This window comes from Sphingomonas sandaracina (assembly GCF_036663695.1).
Lineage (GTDB): Bacteria > Pseudomonadota > Alphaproteobacteria > Sphingomonadales > Sphingomonadaceae > Sphingomonas.
In genome coordinates, this window is sequence record NZ_JAXOJK010000002.1 from 1 (window position 1) to 20,595 (window position 20,595).

Sequence of the window (20,595 nt, forward strand, 5' to 3'; positions counted from 1 at the left end):
CGGGCCCGCCCGGCTCTCCGGCCCCCCCCCCCCCCCCCCGCCCGCCCCCCCCACCCCCCCGCCCCGGGGGGGGGGGGGGGGGGGGGCCCCCCCCCGCCACGAGCGTTGCCGCCCGGAACTGCCCCTCACCCAAACCCTCTCCCCGGAGGGGAGAGGGCTTAAGAGGGCCGGTATGAGTACTCAGACAGATTATTACGAACTGCTCGAATGCGAGCGGACCGCGGATGCGGGGACGATCAAGTCGTCCTACCGCAAGCTCGCGATGAAGTATCACCCGGACAAGAATGCCGGCTGCAAGGATTCCGAAGCGCAGTTCAAGGCGGTCAGCGAGGCGTACGAGTGCCTCAAGGATCCGCAGAAGCGCGCGGCCTATGATCGCTTCGGCCACGCCGCGTTCCAGAACGGTGGCGGCGGTGGTCACGGTGGCGGCGCGCAGGATTTCGGCGGCTTCAGCGACATCTTCGAGAGCGTCTTCGGCGAGTTCATGGGCGGCGCGCAGCGTGGCGGTGGCCGCTCGGCGGCACGGCGCGGCGCGGACCTGCGCTACGACATGGAAGTCAGCCTGGAAGAGGCCTTCCACGGCAAGGCGACCGAGATCACGATCGATGTCTCGGCGCTTTGCGATACCTGCGACGGATCGGGCGCCAAGGCCGGCACCCGCGCCAAAACCTGCCAGCATTGCGGCGGCCACGGCAAGGTCCGTGCGCAGCAGGGCTTCTTCGTGGTCGAGCGCGCCTGCCCGGTCTGCAACGGCGCCGGACAAGTCATCGCCGATCCATGCCCTGATTGTCGGGGCGAAGGTCGCGTAGAGAAGACCAAGACGCTGTCGATCAACGTCCCGCCCGGTGTCGACGAAGGCACGCGTATCCGCATGTCCGGCGAAGGCGAAGCGGGCGCCCGCGGCGCGCCGTCCGGCGATCTCTACATCTTCCTCCACGTGACCAAGCACACTCTGTTCGAACGCGAAGGCACGACGCTGTTCGCGCGTGCGCCGATCAGCTTCACGGTTGCGTCGTTGGGTGGATCTCTCTCGATCCCCGGCCTCGACGGTCGCACCCACGAGGTGAAGATCCCCGCCGGCATCCAGTCGGGCAAGCAGCTCCGCCAACGCGGTGCCGGCATGCCCGTCCTCCAGGGCCGCGGCCACGGCGACCTCGTCGTCCAGATCGACGTCGAAACCCCCACGCGTCTCAGCAATCGCCAGAAGGAACTGCTCGAGATGTTCCGCGAGACGGAAACGGGCGACGAATGCCCGGCGAGCCAGGGTTTCTTCGCCAAGTTGAAGGGCGTGTTCGCCGGGGAGTAAGGTCGATTCGATACTAAACGGTAGGGGGGCACGATGCTGGCATGTTTTTCCACGGCGATCGCATGTTGGCTGGTCCTCGTCGCCGCCCCCGAAACCGCCATCGGTAAGACTATTCGGCGCGTGCTGATCGACCGGCCGGCAGCGCGTCTGGCGCGCTTCTCCCGCGGTGACGCTGCCGTGATGTTTCTCCTGATGATGGCAGCGGCGATGGTCACACTCGTCGGTGAAGGCGACGGCATCCGGTTGGTCGCCTTGGCGGCACCCGATGTCGCGATCTGGATCGCTACGCTCGAGGTGTCGGCATATCTCGACGTTCTCGTGACGCTGGCTGCGGCGGTCTCTGGTCTGCGCATCCGCAGCGTCATGGCGCGCTGTCTCGGGATATTTGCCGGCTCCTCGGTCGCAAAAGCTCGTCAGCGCGGCGTTCGCTCACGGAAGACGCGGCCGATGGTCGCCGACAATGATGACGACAGACACTGGCGTGAAACCGCACTCGCTGCCTGATCGTCCGGGGCACGAGTTCAGGCTTGCCTCACCCGCATTATCCGCCAGAATGTACCTCGAACACCGAGGAATGATATGCGCGGACAGGTTTTAGGCGTCGATCCCCACACGGGCGAAGGGCTCGTCACAGGACACGACGGACAGCGTTACCGGTTCGCCCGCGAAGACTGGGCGCATCGCGGCGAACCCGCGATCGGCTTGGAAGTCGATTTCGAAGCCGCCAACGATCGTGCGCTCAGCGTGTTCCCGATGCCGACCGCGCCCGGCCCGCGTCGTGCGGCCCCGCCCGAGGCCCTCCCGACCAACGACCGCAACAAATACGTCGCTGCCGTCATGGCGTTCGTGATCGGCACGCTTGGTATCCACCGCTTCTACCTCGGCCGCATCGGCTCCGGGATCGTCATGCTGGTACTCACCATCACGGTGATCGGCATCGTCATCAGTGCGCCTTGGGCGTTGATCGACATGATCCGCTATCTGATGATGTCCGACGAAGAGTTCGCCGCGCGCTACCCTCGGAAGCGATAGCCGCACGCGGGTCTTGAAACTGTCGGCCTAGCCGCGCCCCCTCGGGAGGGGGCGGGCGGGCCGATGGATCAGAGGGTGGAAACGACCACCCCGACCACCAGCGCTTGAGCCGCGATCGCCAGCATGGTGCTGGTCACGGTTTCGAACATGCGCATGGGTGGATCTCCGATACCGGAACAATATCCGGTAAGCGGGATATGGGTATAGTTGCGCGGTGTCGCAATTTTGTAACACGGCATCGCAGTTGCGTTGCGTGCACTTTGGGCGGTTCGGTACGCGGGGTGCGCATCCCCCACCACTCCGTCATGCCGGGCTTGTTCCGGCATCCACGGGTCCGCAAACTCGACGGCTTAGGTTTGCGGAACGGTGGACCCCGGACGAGCCCGGGGTGACGGAGGAATTGGGAGTAAGCGTAGCGGCGTTTAAGCAGCCCCGAAGACCCGGGCGAAGATCGTGTCGACATGCTTCAGGTGATAGCCGAGGTCGAACTTGTCCTCCAGCTCGGCATCGCTGAGCGTCACTTCCGGATCAGCCTTCAGCAACTCCAGCAGCGACAGCGCGCCATCGGAATCCCACACCTTCATCGCGTTGCGCTGCACCAGCCGATACGCGTCTTCGCGGCTCACGCCGGCCTGAGTCAGCGCCAGCAGCACGCGCTGCGAATGGACGAGCCCGCCCATCTTGTTGAGGTTCTTCAACATCCGCTCAGGGTACACGACCAGCTTGTCCATCACGCCCGTAAGCCGCGCGAGCGCGAAATCGAGCGTGATCGTCGCGTCCGGCCCGATATAGCGCTCGACCGACGAGTGCGAGATGTCGCGCTCATGCCACAGCGCGACGTTCTCCAGCGCCGGCGTCACATACCCGCGCACCATCCGCGCGAGGCCTGTCAGGTTCTCGGTCAGCACCGGGTTGCGCTTGTGCGGCATCGCCGACGAACCCTTCTGGCCGGGCGAGAAGAACTCTTCCGCCTCGAGCACTTCGGTGCGCTGCAGATGGCGCACTTCGGTCGCGAGCCGCTCGATCGAGCTGGCGATCACGCCCAGCGTCGCGAAGAACATCGCGTGTCGATCGCGCGGGATCACCTGCGTCGAGACCGGCTCGACCGACAGGCCCAGCTTGCCCGCGACATACTCCTCGACGAACGGATCGATGTTCGCAAACGTCCCCACCGCGCCCGAGATCGCACAGGTCGCGACGTCCTCGCGCGCCGCCAACAGGCGAGCTCGGTTGCGCGCGAACTCGGCGTGCGCCTGGGCGAGCTTCAGCCCGAACGTCACCGGCTCGGCATGGATGCCGTGGCTGCGGCCGATCGTCGGCGTCATCTTGTGTTCGCGCGCGCGGCGTTCGAGCACCACCAGCAGCGCGTCGAGATCGGCGATCAGGATGTCGCTCGCCTTGGCCAGCTGTACCGCCAGGCAGGTGTCGAGCACGTCGGACGAGGTCATGCCCTGGTGCATGAAGCGCGCCTCGGGCCCGACATGCTCGGCGACGTTGGTCAGGAAGGCGATGACGTCGTGCTTGGTCTCGCGCTCGATCTCGTCGATCCGGTCGACCTCGAACGCACCCTTTTCCCAGATTGCGGCGGCGGCTTCCTTCGGCACGACGCCCAGCTCGGCGAGCGCGTCGGTGGCGTGCGCCTCGATCTCGAACCAGATCCTGAAGCGCGCTTCGGGCGTCCAGATCGCGACCATGTCGGGGCGGGAATAGCGGGGGACCATGGGTTTCCTCGGGGCTGCTGACGGATATGAACGCGATGCTGCGGTGGCGGTCCCCGTTTCGAGGCCCCGCTCTAGCAGGTCGAAACGCGGTAGCAGGACGCAGGGGAAGGTTCAAACACCCCATCGCCGCATATAAATCCGGCAGTCCGGCGTGTATATAGTGAGTGAGCGGTCCACGGCACCGAGTACATTGCAGGCTCGACCGTGCAACCGCTTAGTAGATGCGTAGAACACTACCGGAGAGACGCAATGTTGAAATATGCTATGCTGGCCGGCGCGACGTTGATTGCTGCACCGGTGCTGGCGCAGACGGCCGCGACATCCTCGCAGACTGCGCCGTCTGGCGGCGCCATTACCACGCAGGTGCAGTCGGACCCGGCGTCGACCCCTCAGTCCGGCACGCCGACCGATCCCGTGCCCATGCAGTCCGCCGCGCGCGAGCAGCCGGCCACGGGTAGTCAGGTCGCGCAGGTCGTCGACACCGAATTTCCCACCTATGACAAAAACGGTGACGGCAAGCTCAGCGCGACCGAGTTCTCCGGCTGGATGGTGGCGCTGAAGACGAAGACGGATCCGTCGACGAAGCCGAACGCCCCCGAGACGAAGAAATGGGTCTCTGCCGCCTTCGCACAGGCGGATGCCGACAAGAACAAGTCGCTGACGAAGACCGAAGTCACCAGCTTCCTGACCCAAGGCTAAGCCAAGACCGCGGGTCGACGGCGTCTATTATCGACACGCCTCGATCCGCCGGCCCCTTGGGGCGGCGTGGCAGAGATCAGCTCGCTCTCCGCGCCGCTTTCTCCCGTTCGGCCAACTCTTCCGTCAAGATCTGACCCTGTGCTTCGGCGGCGGCATGAAGCAGCCGATCGGATGTTTCCGCCGCGGCATCAGGTGTCAACGACACCGCTACACCGTCCGGCCCATCGACCAGAACCTGGCCATGTTCCGCAGTTACGACCGAGGGTTCGTCGTGTAGCTTGTTGTCCATATGCAATTCCTTTGCGGGCACAACGAAGATACGCGGAAAACGTCTCGTACTTTGCAGGAACTGACGCGGTAATCTGGTTGCGTTAGATCAACCCTTGCGCACGCAGGCTGGCATGGCCGCCGGTACCCATGACGATATGGTCGTGGACCGTGATGCCAAGCCGTTTACCCGCCTCGGCGATAGTCCGCGTGATGTCGATATCGGCACGGCTGGGGGAGGGGTCTCCGCTCGGGTGGTTGTGGACGAGGATGATCGATGCCGAGCCCAGGTCGATCGCGTGGCGGATCACCTCGCGAACATACACCGCGGCCTGGTCGATCGAGCCCTTGCTCATCACCTCGTCGCGAATCAGCATGTTCTTCGTGTTGAGGTGCAGCACGCGGAACCGCTCGATCGCGTGATGCGCCATGTCCGCGCGGAGATAGTCGAGCAAGGCCTGCCAGTTTGCGAGCACCGGCCGGTCGCTTACGCGCGATTGCAGCAGACGGATCGCGGCGGCGTGCGCGATCTTGATGGCGGCGGTCGAGATTTCGCCCATGCCCTTCACCCGCCCGAGCGCCTCGGCATCCGCGGTGAGCACCCCGCCGATCCCGCCGAACTCGCGCATCAGGGCCTTGGCGAGCGCCTTCGTATCGCCGCGGGGTATGGCGATCGCGAGCAGGTACTCGATGAGTTCGTGGTCGAGCAACGCATCGCCGCCGCCATCGAACAGGCGTTTGCGAAGGCGCGCGCGGTGGCCCTTCAGGTCGTCGATCGCGTCGTCCGGTTCGGCCATAGCGATAGGCTAGCACATCCACGCACAATTGCATGACGCCCCCGCTCCCGCCTATGCAGGGGATCGGAGAGTGGCGGAGTGCGTGGGTGATGGAGCAGAGCGAGAGCGGGGCCGACCCCGGGGCCCACCCTCGCCGTCCTGCGACTGCCCGCCGCGTTGCGCTGGCGGTGGCGCTGCTTCTGCTCGCCGGGCTAATCATGCTCTGGCTGGTGCGGAAACCGATCGCCGAGGGGTTCATCGACCGCGAACTCGCCAAGGCCGGCGTGCCCGCGCGGTACGACATCGCCAACCTCGCGCTCGGCGGCCAGCGGCTCACCAACGTCGTGATCGGCGATCCGGCACATCCCGATCTCGTCGCCGACTGGGTCGAGACGCGGACCGGCGTCGGCTTGTCGGGACCGTATCTGGAGGGCGTGCGCGCGGGCAGGGTCCGGCTGCGCGGGCGGCTCGTGGACGGCAAGGTATCGCTCGGCGCGATTGACCGGTTGCTGCCGGCCCCGTCGGGCAAGCCGTTCGCGTTGCCCGCGCTCGATGTGTCGGTCGCCGATGGGCGGATGCGGCTGGAGACTGCGCAGGGGATCGTCGGGCTGAAGCTGGCCGGATCGGGCAAGCTCGACGACGGGTTTCGCGGGACGCTGGCGGCGATCAGTGAGCGGCTCGATATCGGCGGGTGCGTGATCGACCGGCTCGCGGCGACGGTGAAACTGCGGATCGACGCGGCCAGACCGACGGTGACGGGACCGGTACGCGTGTCGCGGCTTGCGTGCGGCACGACGCAGGCGGAGCGGATCGTGGCGGATCTGGACGTCGGCCTCTCCGCGGCGCTCGATCGCTGGCAGGGCAAGGCGACGCTCAAGACGGGCGCGGCACGGACGCCGGGCGCGACTTTGGCCGGTGTCGGGGGCACCATCGACTTCACCGGAACCGCGGCGGCGACCGGCGGCAAGGCGGACATCGCCGCCGACACGGTTCGCACCACCGAGGGCGGCGCGCGCCGGGTTTCGCTCGCGGGCGCCTACCGGATCGGCAAGCAGATCGCGTTCGACGGGCGTGTTCAAGCAAGCGGCGCGGCGGTAGCTCGGAAGCGACTCGCGGGGCTGGCGGGCATCGGTGGTGCGGCCGCGGGGACGCCCGTAGCGCCGTTGGCAAGCGCGGTGACGCAGGCCGTCCAGAAGGCCGGCCGCGGATTTGCCGCGGACGCCGACCTTCGCCTGCGGATCGATGGCGGGCGCGGCAAGGCCGTACTGTCGCGCCTCGCGCTCGCTTCGGCAAGCGGGGCGCGCGTGGCGCTCGGCGGTGGGAGCGGCGTCGCGTTCGACTGGCCGAATGGCGGCGTTCGGCTCGACACCATCCTTGCGATGCGCGGCGGCGGATTGCCCGAGGCGCGCGTGTCGCTCGCGCAGGCGAAACCGGGCGCAGCGATCCGCGGCGTGGCTACTATCGCGCCCTATGCCGCGGGCGGTGCGCGTCTGGCGCTGACCCCCGTCACCTTCAGCGCGACGCCGGGCGGTGCGACCTCGATCGCGACGCGCGTCACGCTGGCGGGACCGATCGGAGCTGGGGGTGCCGGCAACCGAGTCGATGGGCTGTTGATGCCGGTCGCGGCGTGGTGGGACGGGCGGGGGCGGCTGGTCGTCAACACCGGTTGCACGCCGCTGGCGGTGCAGCGCCTCGCGGTATCCGGGCTCGTGCTGGATACCGCACGGCTGACGTTGTGCCCGGTCGACGGGGCGCTGCTTCGCACCGACGGATCGCGGCTCGGCGGTGGTGCCAGGATCGCGGCGGCGACCCTCACAGGGCGGCTCGGCACCACGCCGATTCGGCTCGTCACCGCGGGGTCGTCGCTTCGGCTGGCGGATCGCGGCTTCCAGATCGATGGCGTGCAGACGCGCATCGGCGCACCCGAACGCGTCACGCGACTCGATTTCGGCACCGTCGCTGGCCGCATGACCGGGCGGGGCTTGGCCGGCACCTTTACCGGCGGCTCGGGCCAGATCGCCAACGTTCCGCTGTTGCTCGGCGAGGCCGCGGGCGACTGGACGCTGGTCGGCGGCGCGCTGAACGTTACCGGCGCGATGGGCGTGTCCGATGCCGCCCCGACGCCGCGGTTCAAGCCGCTCGCTGCACGTACCGTGACGCTCGCGCTGGTCAACGGCAGGATCACCGCTGCGGGTACGCTGTTCGAACCGACGACCAACACCAAGGTCGCCGACGTCACGCTGACCCATGCGCTGGGCGCCGGGGCGGGCAGGGCCGACCTCGACGTTCCCGCGATCGCGTTCGCCAAGGACAATCTGCAACCCGACGCGCTGACCCCGCTAACCTTCGGCGTGATCGCCGACGTCAACGGATCGGTCAGCGGCGAGGGGCATATCGCCTGGACCCCCGCCGGCGTGACCAGCACCGGCGTGTTCCGCACCGCGGGCACCGATCTGGCCGCAGCATTCGGCCCGGTCACGGGAATCGCCACCGAAATCCGCTTCGCCGACCTGCTCAATCTGCAGAGCGCACCGGGGCAGGTCGCGACGATCCGCACGCTCAACCCCGGTATCCCGGTCACCGACGGCACGATCCGCTATCAGACGCTGCCCGGCGCGCGCGTACAGGTCGAGGGCGGATCATGGCCGTTCGCCGGCGGATCGTTGACGCTCGATCCGACTCTGCTCGATTTCTCCGCGCAGTCCGAGCGGCGGATGACCTTCCACGTCGCCAACATGTCCGCCGACCAGTTCCTCCAGCAGTTCGATTTCAAGAATCTCAATGCGACTGGGATCTTCGACGGCGTGCTGCCGATGATCTTCGATCAGACCGGCGGGCGGATCGAGGGTGGCGATCTTCAAGTCAGGAAGGGTGGCGGTACGCTCGCCTATGTCGGCGATCTCAGCCAGAAGGATCTCGGCGTCTGGGCGAACATCGCGTTCGGCGCGCTGAAGTCGCTGCGGTATCAGTCCTTGCGCGTCGGGCTGAACGGGCCGCTGGCGGGCGAGATGGTCACCGACGTGCGGTTCGCCGGGATCAGCCAGGGCGAGGGCGCGAAGTCGAACTTCATTGTCCGTCGCCTGCAAAAGCTGCCGTTCGTCTTTAATATCCGCATCAAGGCGCCGTTCCGCGGGCTGCTGGATTCGGCGCAGAGCTTCTACGATCCGAAGCGTCTGATTCAGCGCAACCTGCCGGCTCTGCTCCAGCAGCAAGCCGCCCCGCCGCCGCCCGAACCGCCGTCCAAACCAACGCCTACACTCCCGACTATTCAGCCTCCCGCAAGCAGGATCGTGCCATGACCGAAACAGGATTGAAGAAGCTGGAGCAAAGGCCGATCTTGCATAGGATGACGAGGACGATCGCTATTGTCGCGCTGACGGCCGCCCTGCCGGGCTGCATCAACGTGTCGGCGCCCGACAAGCCGATCGAGATCAACCTCAACATCAACGTCACGCAGGAAGTGGTCTATCGTCTCGATGGCGAGGCGAAATCGTTGATCCAGCAGAATCCGGGGATATTCTAAGATGAAGACCAAGGTCCTTATGATGGTTGCCGCAGCGGCGGCTCTCGGTGGCCTGTCTGTCGCGGCAACCGCGCAGCGCGATCCGGCCTATGCCGCGGCGCGCGCGGGTGGCGAGGTCGGCGAGCAGCCCGACGGCTATCTTGGCCTCGTCGGCGCGGCGAGCGGCGATCTGCGCGCGCTGGTCAACAACATCAATATCCAGCGCAAGTCGGCCTATACGCAAAAGGCGCAGGCGAGCGGCGCGACGGTCGAGCAGCTCGCGTTCACCAGCGGCTGCAACCTGATCCTGCAGACCAACCCCGGCGAGAAGTACAAAACCCCGAACGGCGTGTGGAAGACCCGCACCGCCGGCGCGCCCGAACGCGATTCGCGCTGCGTTTAAGCTAACGTGCTCCCCTCCCTGACAAGGGAGGGGTTGGGGGTGGGTAGGCTGCTTGGGGACCGTGAGGCCAGCCAACCGGCCGACCCACCCCCGGCCCCTCCCTTCTAGGGAGGGGGGAAGAAGTAGGGTTGGCCCAATCCCATCCGCCCCCATTAATGACGCCCGTGTCACACCGGTTGACTTGCACCCCCCCCTTTTCTAAACGGACCGCGCCTTGGCGGGATCGTTCGTCGCTGCTTGCTTCCTCCCCGATGCGCTATCAGGTGGAGGAACGTGCGTGGCGGAGATCGAACCCGGACAGGACCCCCAGGGTGTTGACGATCCGCGACTTTCCGCGCTCGATGAGCGATTGAGAGAGGTCAAGGCTCGGGAAACGCTCGCAAAGGGGCAGAAGGGGGCGGACGCCGAGCGGGGCTACTCGCAAGGCAATCGCGTCATTTCCGCTCTGATCGGGAGTCTCGTCGGCAGTGCGTTGATCGGGTGGTTGATAGACCATTGGTTCGGCACTGGCCCTTGGGGACTGATCGTGCTGCTGTTCCTCGGGATAGCGGTCGCGTTCAGGCAGATCATTCGAATTTCAGGCGAACGCCCGGAGTAACCGGGCGTTTGTCGTATCAAGACGGCAGGGATTCCACGTGGCGGCAGAACAGGGCGGCAAGATCGATCCGATGCACCAGTTCCTGATCGAGCCGGCGTTCGGCTCGCACTGGATCGTAGGTGGCTATGACCTGTCGTTCACCAACTCCGCATTGTGGATGGTGGTGACGCTGGTCGCGCTTTGGGCGTTCATGATCGGCGGGATGAAGCGCGAGCTCGTGCCCGGTCGCTGGCAGATGGCGGTCGAGGGCTTCACCGGCTTCATCTCGGGCATGCTCGAGCAGAATGTCGGCCCCGGCGGCAAGCGCTTCGTGCCCTATGTCTTCTCGCTGTTCATGTTCATCCTGTTCGCGAACATCATCGGCTTGCTCCCGTTCGGCATCGTCCCCGGCGTGCATCCGTTCACCGTGACCAGCCACATGACCGTCACCGGCGTGCTGGCGCTGATCAGCTTCGCGATCGTGCTGCTCGTCGGCTTCGGCAAGCACGGCTTCCACTTCTTCTCGCTGTTCGTGCCGAGCGGCACGCCCGCACTGATGATCCCGCTGATCTTCGTGGTCGAGCTGATGTCGTTCCTGGTGCGTCCGTTCTCGCTCGGTCTGCGACTGTTCGTGGCGATGACCGCGGGGCATATCCTGCTCAAGGTGCTGGCCGCGTTCGTGATCAACGGTCTGAACCTCGGCGGGATGTATATCGGCCTGGTGACCGCGCCGAGCATGTTGCTGATGATCGGCATCACGCTGCTCGAGCTGCTGGTCGCCGCGATCCAGGCCTATGTTTTCGCGTTGCTGACGTCGGTCTATCTGAACGACGCCGTCAATCTTCACTAAGTTTTCCATTACCTAACTGATTTTCAAAGGGAATTTACCATGGACGCACAAGCAGCAAAGATGATCGGTGCCGGCCTCGCAGCGATCGGCATGGGCCTCGCAGCCCTCGGCGTGGGCAACGTGTTCGCCCAGTTCCTCGCCGGCGCCCTCCGCAACCCGGGCGCAGCCGACAGCCAGCAGGGCCGTCTGTTCATCGGTTTCGCAGCAGCCGAGCTTCTCGGTCTGCTCGCCTTCGTCACCATGATCATCCTGGTGTTCGTCGCCTAACCACTCGGTGATTTGGCCGGGCAACCGCGCCCGGCCGGATTAACGCAGGACAGACCAATGCCCCAGATTGCCCAGATAGCCGCTACCTACGCCTCGCAGATCTTCTGGCTGCTCCTCACCTTCGGCATCCTGTATTTCGGGATCGGCAAGGGAATGGTGCCGAAGATCGTGTCCCACGTGGACTCGCGCGAAGGCAAGATCGCCGGCGATCTGGCGGCGGCAGTCGCTGCCCGTGCGCAGGCCGATACGGTCCAGGCGAACTGGCAGGCCGAAATGGACGCGGCGCGTACCGCGGCACAGGCCGAGACCGCGGCCGCTGCGAAGCGTGCGGCGACGGCGTTCGAGCAGCAGGTCCATGCGGCCGACGTCGAACTCGCCGAGCGTCTGGGTCATCACGACCTGGCGGTCGCGAACGCTAAGGCCGAGGCACTCGCGAACCTTCAGGGTGTCGCTGCCGAGGCAGCACAGCAATTGGCCGCCAAGGTCGCCGGGCTCCAGGTCAGCCTGGACGCGGCGAGCGACGCGGTACGCAGGACGACGGCGCATGGCTAATCCAGATTCGGCCGCAAAGGTCATCCACGAAGAGGGCATGGCGCCCGAAGGTGTGATCGACAACCAGGGCATTCAGGGTCACACGACCGCGCCCGGCGGCGTCGAGCACGTCGCCGATCCGACCGCGCTCGGCTTGACCTCGACCGGCTGGGTCGCGGTGGCGATGATCGTCGTGATCCTGCTGATGATCTGGAAGAAGGTTCCAGGGATGATCGGCAAGATGCTCGACGCGCGCATCGCCGGCATCCGCACGCAGCTCGACGAAGCCAAGGCGCTCCGTGCCGAAGCCGAGGCGATCCGCACCGAGTACGAGGCGAAGGCCAAGACGGCGCATGTCGAGGCCGAAGCGATGAAGGCCCATGCGCATCATGAAGCCGCGGCGATCATCGCCAAGGCGAAGGCTGGCGCCGAGGACCTGATGGCCCGTCGCGCGAAGATGGCCGAGGACAAGATCGCCGCCGCCGAACGCGCCGCGATTGCCGAAGTCCGCGCGCGGGCGGCCGATGCTGCGGCCAAGGCTGCCGGTATCCTGATCGCCGAGCACCACGACGCCGCCGCCGACCGCGCGATGGTCGACCGCTCGATCTTGGGTCTAGGCCGCCTGAACTAATCGGAGGCAGCGCGACAGGCGCTGTCGTTCCCCCGCGAAGGCGGGGGTCCAGGATCTCATAGGACAGCGCCTGCAACCCTGGACCCCCGCCTCCGCGGGGGAACGGTAGTTCGCATGGCGATTTTTCGTTTCTCACAGACGGCCGTCTCTTCCCGGGTTTCCGGCGGCCGAGTCTCCAATCTGAGCCCGTTGGAGAACAACTATGTCCTGGCTCATCCTCGCGGTCGCTGTCGTCACCGAAATCTGCTGGGCGCTCAGCCTAAAATGGGCGGCTACGATCGCCACGTGGCAGGCCTCCAGCGTCCCGATCGTCCTCAGCTTCGTCAACATGGGCCTGCTCGCGCTCGCGATGCGCGGCCTCCCCGCCGGCACCGCCTACGCGATCTGGACCGGCGCGGGGGCGATCGGTGTCATCATCGGCGGCGTCATCCTGTTCGGCGACAAGGTTAGCGGCATCCAGGCCTGCTTCATGGCACTGACCGTGGTCGGCATCGTCGGCACCAAGGTCTTCGCCCAAGCCTGACACTCTTCGCCCGCAGGGCATTGAGAAGGGTGATTCACGCGAAGGCGCAAAGGCGCGAAGAGAAGTATGGTTCACGCGGAGGCGCGGAGACGCGGAGGTGTTGTGTTTCGGGCTAATGCCCCGACCAACCGCAAGCGGATATAAGCCTCCGGCGGTTTTGAGCGAAGGTTGTCGATCTAAACTTCTCTCCGCGGCTCCGCGTCTCCGCGTGAACCAAACTACCCCTTCTCTTCGCGCCTTAGCGCCTTCGCGTGAACATCACTGCCTTCCGCTGGCATAACCCCCTCGCACTCCCTAGATTCCGCAGCGATGTCCTCCCCCAATTCCCCCGACCGGTTCAACGAAGACAAATCCACCTTCGCCGTCCGCGGTGGCGGCGAGGTGCCCGATCTCGCGGCCGGCGTGGCGGCGATCCGTAACGTGCTCGAGACGCTGCCGATCCGTCCCGGCGTCTACCGCATGCAGGACGCGCGCGGTGATGTCCTCTACGTCGGCAAGGCGCGCGCGCTGCGGAACCGTGTCGCCAACTACGTCCAGGTCGAGCGGCTGACGAAACGCCTCCAGCGGATGGTGTCGCAGACCCGGTCGATGACGATCGTCACGACCAACAACGAAGCCGAGGCGCTGCTGCTCGAATCGCAGCTGATCAAGCGTTATCGCCCCGCCTACAACGTGCTGCTGCGCGACGATAAGAGCTTCCCGTTCATCCTCCTGCGCGACGACCACGCCTTCCCGCGTGTCCAGAAACACCGCGGCGCGCGCCGGGCAAAGGGCAATTACTACGGGCCGTTCGCGAGTGCCGGGTCGGTCAACAACACGCTCAACGCGCTCCAGAAGCTGTTCCTCCTGCGCAGTTGCACCGACAGCTTCTTCAAGACCCGGGACCGGCCCTGCCTGCTCTACCAGATCAAGCGCTGCTCGGCGCCGTGCGTCGGCCGGATCGACGAGGCTGCGTACAAGGAGCTGGTCGAGGACGCGAAGGCGTTCCTTGGTGGCAAGTCGACCGGTGTGCAGGCCAAGCTCGGCGCGCAGATGCAGGCCGCCGCCGAGAATATGGACTTCGAACTCGCGGCGCTGCTCCGCGACCGTCTTCGTGCGCTCACGTTTATCCAGGGTACGCAGGCGATCAACGCGGAGGGCGTCGGCGACGCCGACATCTTCGCGATGGCGTGCAAGGACGGCCTGATCGGCATCCAGGCGTTCTTCATCCGCGGCGGCCAGAACTGGGGTCATCGCAGCTTCTTCCCGCAACATACCAACGACGTTCCCGAGGACGAGGTGCTGACCAGCTTCCTCGGCCAGTTCTACGAGGAAGTCCCGCCGCCCAAGCAGATCCTGCTCGACCGCGAACTTACGGAAGGCGCGCTGCTTGCCGAAGCACTAGGCGAACGCGCCGGCTACAAGATCGCGCTACAGGTCCCGCAACGTGGCGATCGCCGCCGCCTGATGGACCAGGCCAAGCGCAACGCGATCGAGGCGATCGAACGCCGCCAGGCCGAATCGACCACGCAGGCGAAACTCCTGCGCGAAGTCGCCGACCTGTTCGACCTCGCCGAGCCGCCGCAGCGCATCGAGATCTACGACAACAGCCACATCCAGGGCACCGCCGCGACCGGCGCGATGGTCGTTGCTGGCCCCGAGGGCTTCCGCAAGGGCCAGTATCGAAAGTTCAACATCAAGAACAAGGATACCGCGCCGGGCGACGATTTCGCGATGATGCGCGAGGTCTTCACCCGGCGGTTCTCGCGTGCGCAGGCCGAGGATCCCGATCGCGATTCGGGGGACTGGCCGGATCTGGTGCTGATCGATGGCGGCAAGGGGCAGCTCAACACGGTGAAGGCCGCGCTCGAGGAGATCGGCGTCGAGGACGTGTGCCTGGTCGGGATCGCCAAGGGGCCCGAGCATGGCCGCGATGGTCGCGAGGTGTTCCACATGCTCGACGGTCGCGAGTTCCAGCTGCCCGTCAACGCGCCGGTGCTGTTCTACCTCCAGCGGCTGCGCGACGAGGTCCACCGGTTCGCGATCGGCGTCCACCGCGACAAGCGCAGCAAGGCGATCGGCGCCAGCCCGCTCGACGAGGTCCCCGGCATCGGCCCCGCACGGAAGAAGGCGCTGCTGATGCACTTCGGCACCGGCCGTGCGGTGCGCAACGCGAGTCTCCAGGATCTGCAACAGGCGCCCGGCGTATCGGCTGGGGTCGCGCAACAGGTCTATGACTTTTATCACTCGCGCTGACGTCATGCGCCGTTCCGGGCGGGGTTAGAGCGAGCTAACCTAATATTCATCACGATTCGATATTGGCCGGTGCGGTGACGACATCCGTATTCCTTACCGTCGATACCGAGTTCGCCTGGCGGCATCACGCGGCGGGTCTCGACTGCGAGGCGATCTATGCGAAGTCGCTCGAACCGGCGGGGGTCGGGATTGGTTATCAGCTCGCCGAGTTGGCACGGCACGATCTGAAAGCGTGTTTCTTCGTCGATCCGATGCCCGCGATCACCTTCGGCATGGCCCCTGTACGGCGCATGATCGAGACGATTCTCGAGGCGGGGCAGGAGGTCCAGCTTCACATCCACCCCAACTGGACCGACGCCAGAGCCGGGGATCGCGGGGCCGCGCATGCCCGCTTCGAACTGTTCGAGTACAGCCTTGCCGAACAACTCGACATTCTCGGTCGGGCGACCGATCTGCTGATCGAAGGTGGCGCACCCAAGCCGATCGCCTTTCGCGCCGGAAGCTATGCCGCGAACGACGATACGCTGACCGCCCTGGCCCTGCTCGGCTTCAGCTACGACAGCAGCCACAACGGATCGGAAGCGCCGAAGATCAGCCGCATTTCCCTGGCGGCCCAACAGATCGCGCCCGTCGCCTGGTGCGTCGACGACGCCGCCGGCAGCGAACGCTGCATAGTCGAAGTTCCCGTAACGGTTATCGAGGACGTCCGCGGCAGGGTCCGCACGTTCCAGCTGTGCGCGCTGTCGGCGGGCGAGAGTTACGACGCGTTGGAGCACGCAGCGGTATCGGGACATTCGGCGGTGACGATCGTCAGCCACGGCTTCGAGCTTGCCAACCGTCGCGGCACCAGGCCGAACGCGGTCCATGTCCGCCGTTTCCGGGCGCTGTGCGGCATGCTGTCGGAGATGCGCGAGGTGTTGCCGACGGTGCATTTCGCCGACCGCCCGACGCTGGCGCTCGGTCGTGCCGACGTACCGCTGGGTCCCGATGCGCTTCGCACGCGCTGGCGCCAGGCGGAGCAGCTCTGGTCGAACTGGGTCGAAGAGCGTCCCGGATCGACGCGGCGGCGATGACGACGCAGCATATCGCGTTGAAGTTCCAGGTCGGTGCGCGGACGCTGGCGACGATTCCGCGACAGCTGGTCCGGGTCTCCTACTCGCTTGCCGATGCGCTGGCTGCCAAACCCCTGCCGATACCCCCGCTGCCGACCGGGGCCGACGGATATCTGCTGACGTCGGTGCCGGACGTCGCGCTGGCCGAAATCGAGAGTGGCGGCCTGCTACGATTCGTTCGTCAGCGCTACCTGCGCTATCATGTCGATCTGCACGCCGGCGTTGATGCCTGGATGGCAAGTCTGTCCGCCAGCGCCCGGTCGGGCATGAAGCGCAAGGCCAAGAAGCTCGCCGCCGCGAATGGCGGGCTGCTCGACATCCGGCCGTATCACGATGCAGAGGCGTTCGCGGACTTTCATCCGCTCGCCCGCGCGGTGTCCAGGACGACGTATCAGGAGAAGCTGCTCGGGTCGGGCCTGCCCGACGATGCGAGCTCGGTTCGACATCTCGCATCGCTAGCGGCGCAGGACCGTTTGCGTGCGTGGCTATTGTTCCTGGATGGCACGCCGGTCGCGTATTTGTGCTGTACGGCCGACGGGGACTCGCTGTGCTATACCTATGTCGGGCATGACCCGGCGCATAACGATCTGTCTCCCGGTGCCGTGCTCCAGGTCGAGGCGATGCACGAGTTGTTCGTCGAGGGGCGATTTGCGCGGTTCGATTTCACCGAAGGGGAGGGGCAGCACAAGCGGCAATTCTCGACCGGGGGGACGGCGTGCGCCGATGTTCTGCTGCTGCGGGCGACAGTGGTGAATCATGGCGTGGTGGGGGCGTTGCGGGGGTTCGATGGGGCGATGGCGATGGCCAAGCGCGCCGCGATGCATCCGGTGCTGGCCAGGCTGGCGAAAAAGGTCCGGCGCTGATCTTCTCCCCTCCCTGGAAGGGAGGGGCTGGGGGGTGGGTCGGCTTCCGCACATTCTGACGCTGGGTGGCTGAAGCCGGCCGACCCACCCCCGACCCCTCCCTTCCAGGGAGGGGGGCAGAAGGCCCTTCACCCCCTCTCCCTTCGGGGAGAGAGGGGAGGCGCGTTTACGCCGGAAGAGTGAGGGCACGCGCTTTCGAAAGCCTGATCCCTCCCCCGTTGCTGCCCACCCCTCCCTCTCCCGACGGGAGCGGGCTAAGAGCATCCCATGCACCTCCGCACAGCCGCCATCGTCGTCGCCGTCCGCCAGCATGGCGAGCATGGCGCGATCGTGCGAGCGCTGACCCGTAATGACGGTATCCAGCCCGGTTACGTCCGCGGCGGCCGCTCGCGCGCGATGCGGCCGGTGCTGCTCCAGGCGAACGTCATCCAGGGCGAATGGCGCGCGCGGACTGGTGAGCAACTCGCCTCGCTGACCGCCGAGCTGATCCATAGCCGCGCGCAGATGCACGGCGAACCGCTGGCCGCGGGCGCGCTCGAATGGGCCACTGCGCTGACCGCCGCGGCGCTGCCCGAAGCGCAGCCCTATCCACATATCCACGATGCGCTGGAGGGCGTGCTCGGCGCGATCGAGGCGGCGCCATCGGCGCGTGGCTGGGCTGCGGCCCTGGTGCGGTATGAATTGCTGGTGCTTGCCGAACTCGGTTTCGGCCTCGACCTGGATCGCTGCGTTGCCAGCGGCACCGAAGACGATCTCGGCTTCGTGTCGCCTAAAAGCGGCGCGGCGGTCTCGCGCGGGGCCGCGTTCGGCTATGAGGCCAAGCTGCTTAGATTGCCGCCCTTCCTCAAGGCCGGCGGCGAGGCGGACTGGTCCGACATCTTCGACGGCCTGCAATTGACCGGACATTTCCTTGCGCGCGACATCCTCGTCGATCGTCGCGCCGACCCGTTGGCGGCGCGCGACCGGCTGGTCGATCGGCTTAAAAGGGCGGTTGCGTGAGCGCGCACCGCCCGGCAAGGGCCGCGCAGGAGGAACGCACATGCCCTTGATCGCGATACTGGCCGGCGACGGCATCGGACCCGAAGTCACAGCGCAAGCGCGCCGCGTGCTCGATACGCTCGGCCTGGACCTGACCTATGAAGAGGGTCTGGTGGGCGGTGTCGCGTACCGCGCCGTCGGCCATCCGCTCCCTCCCGAGACGCTCGCCCTCGCCCGCCGCACGGATGCCGTCCTGTTCGGCGCGGTCGGCGATCCGTCCTGCGACGCGCTCGAACGCCAGTTCCGGCCGGAGCAGGCGATCCTGGGCCTGCGCAAGGCGCTCGGCCTGTTCGCGAACCTTCGCCCCGCCAAGCTGTTCGCCGGCCTGGAAGACGCGTCGGCGCTGCGTCCCGAGATTGCGCGTGCGATCGACATGGTCATCGTCCGCGAACTGACCGGCGACGTGTATTTCGGCGCGAAGGGCATCCGCACGACGCCTGAGGGGCTGCGCGAGGGCCATGACGAGATGCGCTACGACGAGGCCGAGATCGCCCGCATCGCGCGCGTCGGCTTCGAGACCGCGCGCACCCGCAAGGGCAAGATGCTGTCGGTCGACAAGGCCAACGTCCTGGAGACCTCGCAGCTCTGGCGCGACGTCGTGATCGAGGTGTCGGCCGACTATCCCGACGTCGCACTCAGCCACATGTATGTCGACAACGCGGCGATGCAGCTGGTGCGCAACCCCGGCCAGTTCGACGTGATCGTCACCGGCAACCTGTTCGGCGACATCCTGTCGGATCAGGCCTCGATGTGCGCGGGCTCGATCGGCATGCTCCCGTCGGCCGCGCTGGATGGCACCGGCCGCGGCATGTACGAGCCGATCCACGGCAGCGCGCCCGACATTGCCGGCCAGGGCAAGGCCAATCCGTGCGCCGCGATCCTGTCCGCGGCGATGATGCTGCGTCATTCGCTGGGTTTGCCGGACGCGGCCGACCGGATCGAGGCGGCGGTGGCGGCTGCGATCCTGAAGGGCGCGCGTACCCCGGACCTCGGCGGCACGCTGTCGACCGGTGCGATGGGTGACGCCGTGCTCGCCGAACTCGGCTGACCCGTCAATGATCGACGACCTGCTCGAACTCGCGGTCGTCATCCCGACGTTCAACGAGAAGGCCAACGTCCCGACGTTGATCGCCAAGCTCGACCAGGCGCTGGCCGGGCGCAACTGGGAAGCGATCTTCGTCGACGACGACAGCCCCGACGGCACGGCGGATGCCGCGCGCGCGATCGCCCGGCTCGACAAGCGCGTCCGCGTGATCCAGCGGATCGGCCGGCGCGGGCTGTCGTCGGCGTGCATCGAGGGGATGTGCGCTACCGCCGCGCCGGTCGTTGCCGTAATCGACGGCGATCTACAGCATGACGAGACGCTGCTGCCGGCGATGCTGGACCTGCTCGATGACGAGGAGGCCGACGTGGTGATCGGATCGCGCTTCGTCAGCGGCGGTTGCACCGGAGAGTGGGACAGTGACCGCGTCGCCAAGTCGGCGCTCGCCACGAGGATGTCGCGCCGGGTGCTGAAGTGCGACCTCAACGATCCGATGAGCGGCTTTTTCATGATCCGCACCGACATCGTCCGCCGCCTCGCGCCGTCGCTGTCGGCGATCGGGTTTAAGATCCTGCTCGACCTGCTCACCGCCTCGCCGACGCCGCTACGCTTCGTCGAAATCCCCTACATCTTCCGCTGCCGCACCGAGGGCGAGAGCAAGCTCGATCACGTCGTGGCGATGGAATATCTGATCGCGATCTACGACCGGATGTTCGGTCGGGTCGTTCCCGTACGGTTCGCGATGTTCTCGGCGATTGGCGTGTTCGGCGTCGGCATCCACATGGCGGTGCTGACCGCGCTGTTCGTCGGGCTTGGCACGAATTTCGTGATCGGCGAGATCGGGGCGACGCTTGCCGCGCTCACTTTCAACTTCTTCCTCAACAACGCGCTGACCTATCGCGACCGGCGTCTCAAGGGGTGGCGGCAACTGGTCGATGGCTGGGTGTCGTTCGCGGTGATCTGTGCAGTCGGGGCGGTCGCCAACGTCGGCATAGCCGCGTTCCTGTACGAGACGCGGGACGGGACTTGGGCGGTATCGGCGCTGGTCGGCGTGCTGGTCGGCGCGGTCTGGAACTACGCGCTCTCGTCGAGATTCACCTGGGGGCGGTATTAAGTCGCCCTGCTCCCCTCCCTGGAACGGAGGGGCTGGGGGTGGGTAGGCCAGCTTTTGTCGCTACCGTTCCACGATCCGGAACCCGACCCACCCCCAACCCCTCCCT

At 66.4% G+C, this 20,595-nt stretch carries 23 protein-coding genes; 19 read left to right on the forward strand and 4 right to left on the reverse strand.

From position 1 onward, the window contains the following. Positions 1 to 172: 172 nt before the first annotated feature. The 3 genes from dnaJ (at position 173) to U1707_RS05310 (ending at position 2,338) form a co-directional block, all read left to right on the forward strand. Positions 173 to 1,306 carry a molecular chaperone DnaJ gene (gene dnaJ, locus U1707_RS05300; RefSeq protein WP_332799073.1) on the forward strand — a complete coding sequence of 378 codons (1,134 nt, stop codon included), beginning with the start codon at positions 173 to 175 and terminating at the stop codon, positions 1,304 to 1,306. 33 nt (positions 1,307 to 1,339) lie between these two features. Next, positions 1,340 to 1,810, forward strand: coding sequence for a hypothetical protein (locus tag U1707_RS05305; RefSeq protein ID WP_332799074.1), 471 nt, complete (start codon positions 1,340 to 1,342; stop codon positions 1,808 to 1,810). Positions 1,811 to 1,885: 75 nt separating this feature from the next. Beyond that, entirely contained in the window at positions 1,886 to 2,338 is a 453-nt protein-coding gene (locus tag U1707_RS05310) for a TM2 domain-containing protein (RefSeq protein ID WP_332799075.1), read from the forward strand. Positions 2,339 to 2,406: 68 nt separating this feature from the next. Here the strand turns inward: U1707_RS05310 and U1707_RS05315 are convergent, their stop codons facing one another. Both U1707_RS05315 and purB read right to left on the reverse strand, forming a co-directional pair. Beyond that, positions 2,407 to 2,664 (reverse strand): hypothetical protein, encoded by a 258-nt coding sequence (locus U1707_RS05315; RefSeq protein ID WP_332799076.1) that lies wholly within the window; start codon positions 2,662 to 2,664, stop codon positions 2,407 to 2,409. Between the two features lie 96 nt (positions 2,665 to 2,760). After that, the gene (gene purB, locus U1707_RS05320; protein ID WP_332799077.1) at positions 2,761 to 4,059 is read right to left on the reverse strand and encodes an adenylosuccinate lyase; all 1,299 of its coding nucleotides are present in this window, start codon (positions 4,057 to 4,059) and stop codon (positions 2,761 to 2,763) included. Between the two features lie 249 nt (positions 4,060 to 4,308). Between purB and U1707_RS05325 the strand changes: the two genes are divergently transcribed. Beyond that, positions 4,309 to 4,758 (forward strand): EF-hand domain-containing protein, encoded by a 450-nt coding sequence (locus U1707_RS05325; protein WP_332799078.1) that lies wholly within the window; start codon positions 4,309 to 4,311, stop codon positions 4,756 to 4,758. A gap of 76 nt (positions 4,759 to 4,834) precedes the next feature. Here U1707_RS05325 and U1707_RS05330 read toward each other — a convergent pair whose 3' ends face one another. Continuing rightward, complete coding sequence (locus U1707_RS05330; protein WP_332799079.1) at positions 4,835 to 5,047, reverse strand: hypothetical protein; 213 nt, start codon at positions 5,045 to 5,047, stop codon at positions 4,835 to 4,837. A gap of 82 nt (positions 5,048 to 5,129) precedes the next feature. Then, positions 5,130 to 5,822, reverse strand: coding sequence for a RadC family protein (gene radC, locus U1707_RS05335; RefSeq protein ID WP_332799080.1), 693 nt, complete (start codon positions 5,820 to 5,822; stop codon positions 5,130 to 5,132). A gap of 32 nt (positions 5,823 to 5,854) precedes the next feature. Between radC and U1707_RS05340 the strand changes: the two genes are divergently transcribed. From U1707_RS05340 to U1707_RS05410, 15 genes are all read left to right on the forward strand, one after another. Continuing rightward, the gene (locus tag U1707_RS05340) at positions 5,855 to 9,100 is read left to right on the forward strand and encodes an intermembrane phospholipid transport YdbH family protein (RefSeq protein WP_332799081.1); all 3,246 of its coding nucleotides are present in this window, start codon (positions 5,855 to 5,857) and stop codon (positions 9,098 to 9,100) included. 47 nt (positions 9,101 to 9,147) lie between these two features. Beyond that, positions 9,148 to 9,324, forward strand: a complete 177-nt coding sequence (locus U1707_RS05345) for a YnbE family lipoprotein (protein WP_443025676.1) — start codon at positions 9,148 to 9,150, stop codon at positions 9,322 to 9,324. A gap of 1 nt (position 9,325) precedes the next feature. Next, complete coding sequence (locus tag U1707_RS05350; RefSeq protein WP_056065119.1) at positions 9,326 to 9,706, forward strand: YdbL family probable chaperone protein; 381 nt, start codon at positions 9,326 to 9,328, stop codon at positions 9,704 to 9,706. A gap of 277 nt (positions 9,707 to 9,983) precedes the next feature. Beyond that, entirely contained in the window at positions 9,984 to 10,304 is a 321-nt protein-coding gene (locus U1707_RS05355) for an AtpZ/AtpI family protein (RefSeq protein ID WP_332799083.1), read from the forward strand. Positions 10,305 to 10,374: 70 nt separating this feature from the next. Next, positions 10,375 to 11,133, forward strand: coding sequence for a F0F1 ATP synthase subunit A (locus tag U1707_RS05360; RefSeq protein WP_060527334.1), 759 nt, complete (start codon positions 10,375 to 10,377; stop codon positions 11,131 to 11,133). A 39-nt stretch (positions 11,134 to 11,172) separates the two neighbouring features. Further along, a complete protein-coding gene (locus tag U1707_RS05365; protein WP_055873230.1) occupies positions 11,173 to 11,400 on the forward strand; it encodes a F0F1 ATP synthase subunit C in 228 nt (75 codons plus the stop codon). Between the two features lie 57 nt (positions 11,401 to 11,457). Further along, positions 11,458 to 11,952, forward strand: a complete 495-nt coding sequence (locus tag U1707_RS05370) for a F0F1 ATP synthase subunit B family protein (RefSeq protein WP_332799084.1) — start codon at positions 11,458 to 11,460, stop codon at positions 11,950 to 11,952. After that, positions 11,945 to 12,562 (forward strand): F0F1 ATP synthase subunit B family protein, encoded by a 618-nt coding sequence (locus U1707_RS05375; RefSeq protein WP_332799085.1) that lies wholly within the window; start codon positions 11,945 to 11,947, stop codon positions 12,560 to 12,562. Before U1707_RS05370 ends, U1707_RS05375 begins: the two co-directional genes overlap by 8 nt. A gap of 202 nt (positions 12,563 to 12,764) precedes the next feature. After that, positions 12,765 to 13,085: a DMT family transporter gene (locus U1707_RS05380; protein ID WP_093399741.1), complete on the forward strand. Its 321-nt coding sequence runs from the start codon at positions 12,765 to 12,767 to the stop codon at positions 13,083 to 13,085. 309 nt (positions 13,086 to 13,394) lie between these two features. Then, positions 13,395 to 15,320, forward strand: coding sequence for an excinuclease ABC subunit UvrC (gene uvrC, locus U1707_RS05385; protein ID WP_332799086.1), 1,926 nt, complete (start codon positions 13,395 to 13,397; stop codon positions 15,318 to 15,320). A gap of 74 nt (positions 15,321 to 15,394) precedes the next feature. Then, a complete protein-coding gene (locus U1707_RS05390; RefSeq protein WP_332799087.1) occupies positions 15,395 to 16,393 on the forward strand; it encodes a polysaccharide deacetylase family protein in 999 nt (332 codons plus the stop codon). Continuing rightward, positions 16,390 to 17,295 carry a GNAT family N-acetyltransferase gene (locus tag U1707_RS05395; RefSeq protein WP_332799088.1) on the forward strand — a complete coding sequence of 302 codons (906 nt, stop codon included), beginning with the start codon at positions 16,390 to 16,392 and terminating at the stop codon, positions 17,293 to 17,295. Before U1707_RS05390 ends, U1707_RS05395 begins: the two co-directional genes overlap by 4 nt. Before the next feature lie 267 nt (positions 17,296 to 17,562). After that, positions 17,563 to 18,294: a DNA repair protein RecO gene (recO, locus tag U1707_RS05400; RefSeq protein WP_332799089.1), complete on the forward strand. Its 732-nt coding sequence runs from the start codon at positions 17,563 to 17,565 to the stop codon at positions 18,292 to 18,294. Positions 18,295 to 18,334: 40 nt separating this feature from the next. After that, on the forward strand, positions 18,335 to 19,381 hold the full coding sequence (gene leuB / locus U1707_RS05405) for a 3-isopropylmalate dehydrogenase (protein ID WP_332799769.1): 1,047 nt from the start codon (positions 18,335 to 18,337) through the stop codon (positions 19,379 to 19,381). 7 nt (positions 19,382 to 19,388) lie between these two features. Then, positions 19,389 to 20,489: a glycosyltransferase family 2 protein gene (locus tag U1707_RS05410; RefSeq protein ID WP_443025656.1), complete on the forward strand. Its 1,101-nt coding sequence runs from the start codon at positions 19,389 to 19,391 to the stop codon at positions 20,487 to 20,489. Positions 20,490 to 20,595: the final 106 nt, after the last annotated feature.

Coding starts and splice junctions, on each gene's coding strand:
- leuB (WP_332799769.1), top strand. CDS start 18,335: ATGCCCTTGATCGCGATACTGGCCGGCGACGGCATCGGACCCGAAGTC.
- recO (WP_332799089.1), top strand. CDS start 17,563: ATGCACCTCCGCACAGCCGCCATCGTCGTCGCCGTCCGCCAGCATGGC.
- radC (WP_332799080.1), bottom strand. CDS start 5,822: ATGGCCGAACCGGACGACGCGATCGACGACCTGAAGGGCCACCGCGCG.
- U1707_RS05345 (WP_443025676.1), top strand. CDS start 9,148: ATGACGAGGACGATCGCTATTGTCGCGCTGACGGCCGCCCTGCCGGGC.
- U1707_RS05305 (WP_332799074.1), top strand. CDS start 1,340: ATGCTGGCATGTTTTTCCACGGCGATCGCATGTTGGCTGGTCCTCGTC.
- U1707_RS05350 (WP_056065119.1), top strand. CDS start 9,326: ATGAAGACCAAGGTCCTTATGATGGTTGCCGCAGCGGCGGCTCTCGGT.
- U1707_RS05315 (WP_332799076.1), bottom strand. CDS start 2,664: ATGCCGGAACAAGCCCGGCATGACGGAGTGGTGGGGGATGCGCACCCC.
- purB (WP_332799077.1), bottom strand. CDS start 4,059: ATGGTCCCCCGCTATTCCCGCCCCGACATGGTCGCGATCTGGACGCCC.
- U1707_RS05325 (WP_332799078.1), top strand. CDS start 4,309: ATGTTGAAATATGCTATGCTGGCCGGCGCGACGTTGATTGCTGCACCG.
- U1707_RS05370 (WP_332799084.1), top strand. CDS start 11,458: ATGCCCCAGATTGCCCAGATAGCCGCTACCTACGCCTCGCAGATCTTC.
- U1707_RS05395 (WP_332799088.1), top strand. CDS start 16,390: ATGACGACGCAGCATATCGCGTTGAAGTTCCAGGTCGGTGCGCGGACG.
- U1707_RS05360 (WP_060527334.1), top strand. CDS start 10,375: ATGCACCAGTTCCTGATCGAGCCGGCGTTCGGCTCGCACTGGATCGTA.
- U1707_RS05380 (WP_093399741.1), top strand. CDS start 12,765: ATGTCCTGGCTCATCCTCGCGGTCGCTGTCGTCACCGAAATCTGCTGG.
- uvrC (WP_332799086.1), top strand. CDS start 13,395: ATGTCCTCCCCCAATTCCCCCGACCGGTTCAACGAAGACAAATCCACC.
- U1707_RS05330 (WP_332799079.1), bottom strand. CDS start 5,047: ATGGACAACAAGCTACACGACGAACCCTCGGTCGTAACTGCGGAACAT.
- U1707_RS05365 (WP_055873230.1), top strand. CDS start 11,173: ATGGACGCACAAGCAGCAAAGATGATCGGTGCCGGCCTCGCAGCGATC.
- U1707_RS05375 (WP_332799085.1), top strand. CDS start 11,945: ATGGCTAATCCAGATTCGGCCGCAAAGGTCATCCACGAAGAGGGCATG.
- U1707_RS05410 (WP_443025656.1), top strand. CDS start 19,389: ATGATCGACGACCTGCTCGAACTCGCGGTCGTCATCCCGACGTTCAAC.
- U1707_RS05310 (WP_332799075.1), top strand. CDS start 1,886: ATGCGCGGACAGGTTTTAGGCGTCGATCCCCACACGGGCGAAGGGCTC.
- U1707_RS05340 (WP_332799081.1), top strand. CDS start 5,855: ATGACGCCCCCGCTCCCGCCTATGCAGGGGATCGGAGAGTGGCGGAGT.
- dnaJ (WP_332799073.1), top strand. CDS start 173: ATGAGTACTCAGACAGATTATTACGAACTGCTCGAATGCGAGCGGACC.